The 7,915-nt window shown below is 52.2% G+C and carries 7 protein-coding genes; all 7 read right to left on the bottom strand.

The window, feature by feature from the left end:
* Positions 1-666, bottom strand: a 666-nt coding sequence (locus C3B51_RS21930; protein WP_130246395.1) for a D-alanine--D-alanine ligase, incomplete at its 3' end; no start/stop codon positions are given.
* Positions 663-2,072, bottom strand: a complete 1,410-nt coding sequence (gene murC / locus C3B51_RS21925; RefSeq protein WP_240701950.1) for a UDP-N-acetylmuramate--L-alanine ligase — start codon at positions 2,070-2,072, stop codon at positions 663-665. The genes C3B51_RS21930 and murC, both read right to left, overlap by 4 nt.
* A 38-nt stretch (positions 2,073-2,110) precedes the next feature.
* Positions 2,111-3,175, bottom strand: a complete 1,065-nt coding sequence (gene murG, locus C3B51_RS21920) for an undecaprenyldiphospho-muramoylpentapeptide beta-N-acetylglucosaminyltransferase (protein ID WP_130246393.1) — start codon at positions 3,173-3,175, stop codon at positions 2,111-2,113.
* Positions 3,172-4,347: a cell division protein FtsW gene (gene ftsW, locus C3B51_RS21915; protein ID WP_046004805.1), complete on the bottom strand. Its 1,176-nt coding sequence runs from the start codon at positions 4,345-4,347 to the stop codon at positions 3,172-3,174. Before ftsW ends, murG begins: the two co-directional genes overlap by 4 nt.
* Positions 4,341-5,666 (bottom strand): UDP-N-acetylmuramoyl-L-alanine--D-glutamate ligase, encoded by a 1,326-nt coding sequence (murD, locus tag C3B51_RS21910; RefSeq protein ID WP_130246392.1) that lies wholly within the window; start codon positions 5,664-5,666, stop codon positions 4,341-4,343. Before murD ends, ftsW begins: the two co-directional genes overlap by 7 nt.
* 21 nt (positions 5,667-5,687) lie before the next feature.
* Positions 5,688-6,770 (bottom strand): phospho-N-acetylmuramoyl-pentapeptide-transferase, encoded by a 1,083-nt coding sequence (mraY, locus tag C3B51_RS21905; protein ID WP_130246391.1) that lies wholly within the window; start codon positions 6,768-6,770, stop codon positions 5,688-5,690.
* Positions 6,764-7,915 (bottom strand): UDP-N-acetylmuramoyl-tripeptide--D-alanyl-D-alanine ligase (locus C3B51_RS21900; protein WP_130246390.1); only part of this gene is annotated, 1,152 nt, incomplete at its 5' end. The genes mraY and C3B51_RS21900, both read right to left, overlap by 7 nt.

The following is a 7,915-nucleotide window of genomic DNA, read 5'->3' as shown; positions in this document are numbered from 1 at the left end:
CGGGCAATAGTACTCAGTGCTATTAGCCTGATACTTTGCCTGATAATCATAAAAGCCCCGAGGCGTGCGCATTTCAATGACAGGTAATGCCTCGTTTCCTAACATAGCAACAGTAAACTCGCGACCTTCAATCCACTGTTCAATGAGAATTTCATCGTCATATTTAAACGCTTCACTGAGGGCGGCTTGGAGCTCCTGCGCTGACGTTGCCTGAGTCATGCCGATGCTGGAGCCTTCGTGGCTGGGTTTAACCATCACTTTGCCAAAATCAGCCATCAGCGCAGCGGCATCTATATCCTGAGATGCTTTGACCACACAGTAACGTGCCGTGCTTAATTTGGCAGATTCAAATAGCTGTTTGCAGCGGATCTTATCCATCGCCAGCGCACTGCCCAGTACACCACTGCCGGTATAGGGTAGGCCCATAAACTCCAGTGCCCCCTGTACAGTGCCATCTTCACCGCCACGGCCATGCAACGCAATAAACACCCGGTCAACCTCGAGTGCTTTTAGCTCCCACAAGTTACGCTCCGCCGGGTCGAATGCCACGACGTCTACACCCGCTTCTTGCAGTGCATTGATGATTGCCTGACCCGACTTCAACGACACTTCACGCTCGGCAGACAAGCCACCCAGCAATACCGCAACTTTGCCAAACTCACTCATAGTGCACCTTGCTTCAACTTTTCGACCAACAGCTCAGTGGCCGCCAGTTGTTTAACGATTTGCCCAATATTACCGGCGCCCTGGGTGATCACCAGGTCGTTATCTCGCAACACATCTGCCAGAACCGCCTGTAAATCCTGACCGTCGGTGACATGGATGGGTTCAACACCCCGTTGCCTTAAACTACGACATAAACTCTTGCTGTCGGCGCCAACAATAGGGCTTTCTCCGGCACTATACACGTCTAATAACAACAATTGATCGACCTCACTGAGGACTTTCACAAAGTCTTCATAGAGATCTCGGGTGCGCGTATAGCGATGCGGCTGATACAACATAACCAGACGCTTATCAGGCCATCCGGCGCGTGCGGCACGAATGGTCACTGCCACTTCCGACGGGTGATGACCATAATCATCAACCAGCATGACTTCGCCGCGTTCATTTTCAAACGCGCCATAATGCTGAAAACGTCGACCTATGCCCGCAAACTTTTCCAGCGCCGCTAAAATCGCTTCGTTACCGATATCATGGTCTTTTGCCACGGCGATGGCCGCGGTGGCGTTCAGTGCGTTGTGTTTCCCTGGCATGCTGAGTGTTACCTCAAGCTGCTCGCCAGATTTATGCACCACTTTAAAGCGACTGCGGCTTTGCGTTTGCTCAAAATCCACCATGCGGTAATCCGCTTCTGGGTTTTCCCCATACGTGATAGCAGGGCGGGCAAAGCGAGGTAACAGCTCTTTTGCCACATCAGAGTCGGTACACACCACAGCTAAACCATAGAAAGGCAAGTTGTGAATGAACTCAACATACGTGTCTTTCATTTTTTCAAAGTCGCCGTCATAGGTATCCATATGGTCGGCTTCAATGTTGGTGATCACCGACACCATGGGCTGCAAATGCAAAAATGACGCATCACTTTCATCCGCTTCTGCTATCAGGTAATCGCTGCTGCCAACCTTGGCATTGCTGCCCGCACTGTTCAGCAGGCCACCGATGATAAAGGTCGGATCCAATTTGGCTTCTGCAAAGATACTGGCGATCAGGCTGGTCGTGGTGGTTTTGCCATGGGTTCCGGCAACCGCAATCCCATGGCGAAAGCGCATCAATTCGGCCAGCATTTCGGCGCGTCTGACCACAGGTACCCGGGCGCGCTTGGCAGCCTGGATCTCCGGGTTACTCATATCGATGGCACTGGATACCACTACAACGTCGGCATCTTTAATGTTGTTCTCGTCATGGCCAATAAAGACTTCCGCCCCTGCGCGAATTAAACGTTCTGTCATCGCATTCTGGGCAAGATCAGAGCCGGTAATACGATACCCTTCAAAGGCCAGTACTTCAGCAATCCCTCCCATGCCTGCACCACCTATGCCAATAAAGTGGATGGTGTTAATGCGTCTCATGGCTCTGCGTCTGTTAATTTCTTTCACTGTTTTCTCTTTTAATTCGTTACTTCTTCGCAAATGGCGGCCACTGACTGGGTTGCAGACAGCTGCGCACAGGCTTTTGCTTTATTTGCTTTTTCCCAGATCAGTGCCCGGTCGCGACAATAAGGCACCAAAGTGTCGCACAAATGCTGTGCCGATAATGCTGATTGTGGGACCAACAGCGCTGCCGATCCGTCTACTAAAAATCGCGCATTGGCCGTCTGATGATCATCCACCGCATGCGGTAAAGGCACAAAGATGGCCATCTTACCTGCGGCGGCAATCTCGCTCACCGTCAGTGCGCCCGCGCGGCAAATCACCATATCGGCCCAGTCATAAGCCTGATCCATATCATCAATAAACTCAGCCACTTTGGCCTGTAATCCAAAGCGCTGGTAGTCACCTTCTAGTGCAACATGATTGCCTTTACCGCTTTGGTGCCAAACCTGTATGTCGCAGGCTGTTGCCTCAGTCAGTAATGCCATAGCCTCAGGGACCGTATCGTTGAGCACTTTCGCGCCCAAAGAGCCGCCCACAACCAGCACATTAACGGCATTCCCCGGTTGTTTTGGCTGAAGCTGTGCCACACTTGCACGCACAGGATTACCCACAACATCATGCGCACGCTCGGCAAAAGCCTGCGGAAATGCAGCCAATACTCTGCTGGCAATGCGTGCCAATAATTTATTACTCAAGCCGGCAACCGCATTTTGTTCATGGATCACCAAAGGCACCCCAGCCAGCTTGGCAGCCAGTCCAACGGGACCTGTGACATAACCTCCCATCGCCAGGATCACGTCCGGACGGCGATTGCGAATGATGGCTCTGGCAGCAAAAATGGCTTTTATCACCATCCAGGGTGCAATCAGCAAGCGTTTTACCCCGTTACCGCGCACCCCTTTTACTTCTATAAAGTCGATGTCTATGTCATGTGCCGGTACGACTTGCGCTTCCATTCTGTCGGCGGTGCCGACCCAGGATATTTGCCAGCCCTGCGTCTCAAGTGCTTTGGCCACGGCGATACCCGGGAAAATATGTCCGCCGGTGCCGCCGGCCACAACCAATAATCGTTTGGTCATTTTTTTCCTCCCCGGGAAGTAGCCTGACGGGTCGAGAGCTTAGTTTCAAAATCAATACGCTGTAATAACCCCGCGGCAATAGTCATGATCAATAAACTCGACCCACCATAGGAGATAAACGGCAGTGTCAGACCTTTGGTTGGCAGCATGCCCGCACTCGCACCGACATTGACCACAGTCTGAAAAGCGAACCAGATGCCGATCCCAAGCGCCAGGTAACCCTCATATTCTTTGCCCGATTTAAGCGCTTTTTGACCTATGAGCAAAGCCCTGAACACTAAGGTTGCCAGCGTCAAAAGCACACAAATCACGCCGACAAAGCCCAGCTCTTCGGCCACCACAGCAAAAATAAAGTCGTTATGTGCTTCCGGTAAATACTGTAACTTCTGAACACTGTTGCCCAGCCCCTGGCCGAACCAGCCGCCCTGACCGTATGCCATAAGAGACTGGACCAGCTGATAGCCCTTGCCAAAGGGATCTTCCCAGGGCTCCAAGAACCCCACCACCCGGGCCATACGGTAAGGCTCAAAGATAATCAACATCACCACCAGCAACACGCCAGTCAGCATCAGGGCAAAAAACTGCCAGAGCTTTGCGCCCGCCAAAAATAACAACCCAACGGTAGTAACAAACATCACCACCACAGTGCCAAGGTCCGGTTGCATCAGAATTAAAAAGGCATAAACCGCAAAGACAATAATGGGTTTTGCAAACCCCTTGAGGTTTTCCTGTACTTCATCGCGTTTACGCACCAAATAGCCGGCGATATAACTGAAGAAAAACAGTTTCGCGGCCTCGGCTACCTGAAAACCAATCGGGCCAACAGGCAGCCAACGTTTGGAACCATTCACCTCACGGCCAACAACCAGCACCACAGCCAGCAGCACGAGTCCCAGCAATAAAAGATAGGGATTGAAGCGTTTCCACCAGGTCATAGGCACGGAGGTGCTAAGCCAAAACAGCACCAGCGCCATCACCAGAAACATGCCGTGACGCGTCACAATATGGTAGGGGTTATCGTAAAGGCGTTCAGCTACAGGCATAGAGGCACTGGTGACCATCACAAAACCAACGCCCACCAGACACAACATGGCGTACAACAGTGGCACGTCGAATAACGAGTCCGAAGGAGTTGGGGTGAAGGTGCGCCGCAGTGCGGTCATGCTCAGCATACTTGTCCCTCAACCAGGCGACAAAACTCTTCGCCACGCGCCATATAGTTGGCGTACATGTCAATACTTGCACAAGCCGGCGCCAACAACACCAGATCGCCAGGCTTCGCCTGCTGCGCAGCCAGCGCAACGGCCTCACTCAAATTGTTGACCATCTGGCTGTGCGGATGCAACGGCATAAAATCGGCGCCATCCTTACCGAAGCAAAATACGGTTTTACAATAACGCTGTAACGGCGCTTTGAGTGGCGACAAGTCGGCCCCTTTGGCATCGCCGCCCACGATCAATAAGATCTGGCCTTGTTCTCCGGCCAGGCTTTCCAGCGCCGCTACCGTCGCGCCAACATTGGTTGCTTTGGAGTCATTGAAATAACGTACTCCCTGCACATCAGCAACCAGCTGACAGCGGTGCGGTAACCCTTTGAACGCCCCAAACGCCGCAATAAATGCGCTGTCTGGCAAGGCCAGCGGCGACAACAGCGCCATCACCGCCAGAGCGTTAAACTGGTTGTGTTTACCCGGCATGGCCAGCACATCGACCGGACACAACTTATTGCCATGCAGCGAAAAATAGGTCTGTCCCTTGTCTTCTGTTAAGCTGCAAGTCGCGCCTTCAAGCGCCACACTCAGTGCGTTATCATGCGGCAGGAAGGTACGCGGATCGTCGGCGTTATACACCAGGCAATCGACCTGCTGATAAATGCGTAATTTTGCTTCGCAGTAGGCGGCAAAATCCGGATACCTGTCCATGTGATCTTCGGTGATATTAAGGATCATGGCACTCAAACAGTGCAAACTGTGCGTGGTTTCGAGCTGAAAACTCGACAGCTCCAGCACAAACACATCAAAGTCTCGTTCCAGCAGATCCAACACAGACGTGCCAATGTTACCGCCCAGCCCGACCTTTAAACCCGCCTGCTGACACACCTCAGCCGCCAGGCTCACCACGGTTGATTTACCATTTGACCCGGTTACAGCAATCACGGGCTTGTCATTCAGACGAGCAAACAATTCGACGTCACCAATGACTTCAACCCCAGCTGCGATTGCCTGAGCCACACAGGTCTCATACAAAGGCACACCGGGACTGATCACCACCAAGTCGGTTGCACTCAGTGCCGCCTCTGCAAGTGGGCCAAACACCGCCTCACATTCAGGCAGGTTGTGATTCATCCAGTCGGCACCAGGAGGCACAGGGCGAGAGTCGACCACCTTAGGCGTAATGCCATGACGTACCAAAAAACGTACTATGCCCAGGCCGGTGACACCCAGTCCGAGCACGGTAATGTGTTTGTTTTTTAAGGTGTCTAAATAACCCATATCATAACCTTGTGTACTGCTTTAACGGATCTTTAAGGTTGCCAGCCCCGCCAGCACCAAAATGATAGAAATGATCCAGAATCGTACTATCACCCTGGGCTCCGGCCAGCCTTTTAATTCATAGTGATGATGTATCGGTGCCATGCGGAAGATCCGCTGACCACGCAGCTTATAAGACCCAACCTGCAAGATCACCGATAGCGCTTCCATGACAAAGACACCACCCATAATCAGCAACACCAGCTCCTGGCGTACCAAAATAGCGATGATCCCTAATGCTCCACCGAGTGCCAGCGAGCCGACATCGCCCATAAACACTTGTGCCGGATAGGTATTGAACCATAAAAATCCAAGCCCGGCGCCAACAATTGCCGTACAGACCACCACCAGCTCACTGGCAGCGGCGATATGCGGGATATGCAGATAGTTGGCAAACACCGCATTGCCGGTCACATAAGCGATGATGGCCAGCGCTGATGCCACCAGAATAGTCGGGACTATGGCCAAACCATCAAGCCCGTCAGTCAGGTTTACGGCATTCGACGTGCCAACCAGCACAAAATAACTCATCACCAGATAAAACAACCCAAGCTGAGGCAGGACGTCTTTGAAAAAGGGCACCACCAGCACGGTTTCAGAAGGGTCCGTCGACGTGAAATAGATAAAGGCTGCAACCGAAATGGCAATCACGGACTGCCAGAAATATTTCCATCTAGCTATCAAGCCTTTGCTGTCTTTGCGGATAACTTTACGGTAGTCATCCACAAACCCGACGATACCCAGAGAGCCAATCACAAACAAAGTGATCCAGACGTATTTGTTGCCCAGGTCGCCCCACAGCAAAGTACTGGCAAAAATAGCACCTAAGATCAGCAGTCCACCCATCGTCGGCGTACCTGATTTAGATAAATGAGATTCCGGACCGTCATCTCTGACGGTCTGGCCAATTTGCATTCTCTGCAAGCCCCGGATCAGCTTAGGTCCGAAGTACAAAGAAATCAGTAATGCGGTCAGGATCCCCAGGATCGCACGCAGCGTCAGATAGGAAAAAACATTAAAGCCACTGTAATATTGCGTCAGGTATTCCGCTAACCAGGCTAACATGAGCTGTCCTCTTCGCTATCTGCGTCGTTGTTGTGGGCTTTTGAGGCATCGACCAGATCCGCCACCAGCAGCTCCATACGCGCACTGCGCGAGCCCTTCACCAGCACAGTACATACTTCATCGTGCTGTGCTAAGAGCTGTACTATCGCCTGTAACATATGCTCGCGCTGCGAAAAATGACGATTTGCTGTTTCAAACACATCGCTGGCATAGCGGCTCAACACCCCCAAAGAAAACAGTGCATCAATGCCCTTTTCTTTGGCATATTCACCCACTTCCTCATGATATTGTCGCGCCTCTTCACCCAGCTCGCTCATATCACCCAGCGCAAACACCCGATAGCCCGGCATACTGGCCAGTAGGTCGATGGCGGCTTTGACAGAACGCACGTTGGCATTGTAGCTGTCATCAATTACCCGCAGCGTATCCGACACTTCGATCAGGTTAACGCGCCCTTTCACTTCAGCCATGCTTTGCAGCGCAGCTTTGATATCTTCCAAAGTCGCACCCAGTTGAACTGTACAAGACGCTGCTATCAGCGCATTCATGACATTATGCTCACCTGGCAGAGGCAGTGTGATGGTGACGCGCTGCGTGCCCTGACACAGTGCAAAGGTGGCACGGCCCAGTGTATCCAGGTGGATGTCCTCTACCCACAGATCAAACTGCTGTGCCATAGAGAAACGACTAGTACGCTGCGTCGTTAAGCTTTGCTCCCACATAGGGGCAAAGCGACAATCGCAGTTCAGTACCGCAACGCCGTTGTCTTTGAGACCCGAGAAAATTTCGCCTTTCGCCTGGCCAACACCTTCTATCGAGCCAAAGCCCTCAATGTGTGCCGGTGCCACATTACATACAACGGCAACATCTGGCTTAACCAGCCCGCTGGTATAGGCAATTTCACCTATGTGGTTTGCGCCTAATTCAATGACCGCAAACTCATCATCTTCACTCAGACGCAGCAAGGTCAGCGGAACGCCTATATCGTTATTAAAGTTGCCCGCCGTGGCCAGCACTTTGCCCAGTCGGGATAGAATCGCCGCCGACATTTCTTTCACTGTGGTCTTGCCAACACTGCCGGTGATCGCCAGTGTTTTGGGTGATACCTGTCGGATCACGGCCTGACCGAGTTGCCCCAGTGCCAG

The organism is Pseudoalteromonas rubra (genome assembly GCF_004212645.1).
Lineage (GTDB): Bacteria > Pseudomonadota > Gammaproteobacteria > Enterobacterales > Alteromonadaceae > Pseudoalteromonas > Pseudoalteromonas rubra_G.
Note: the sequence above shows the minus strand (reverse complement) of the source record. Positions and strands in the feature narration are given on the sequence as shown.

Bases quoted from the DNA above. Each gene is read 5' to 3' on its own strand.
- murC (WP_240701950.1), bottom strand. From the start codon at position 2,072: ATGAGACGCATTAACACCATCCACTTTATTGGCATAGGTGGTGCAGGC.
- murG (WP_130246393.1), bottom strand. From the start codon at position 3,175: ATGACCAAACGATTATTGGTTGTGGCCGGCGGCACCGGCGGACATATT.
- ftsW (WP_046004805.1), bottom strand. From the start codon at position 4,347: ATGCTGAGCATGACCGCACTGCGGCGCACCTTCACCCCAACTCCTTCG.
- murD (WP_130246392.1), bottom strand. From the start codon at position 5,666: ATGGGTTATTTAGACACCTTAAAAAACAAACACATTACCGTGCTCGGA.
- mraY (WP_130246391.1), bottom strand. From the start codon at position 6,770: ATGTTAGCCTGGTTAGCGGAATACCTGACGCAATATTACAGTGGCTTT.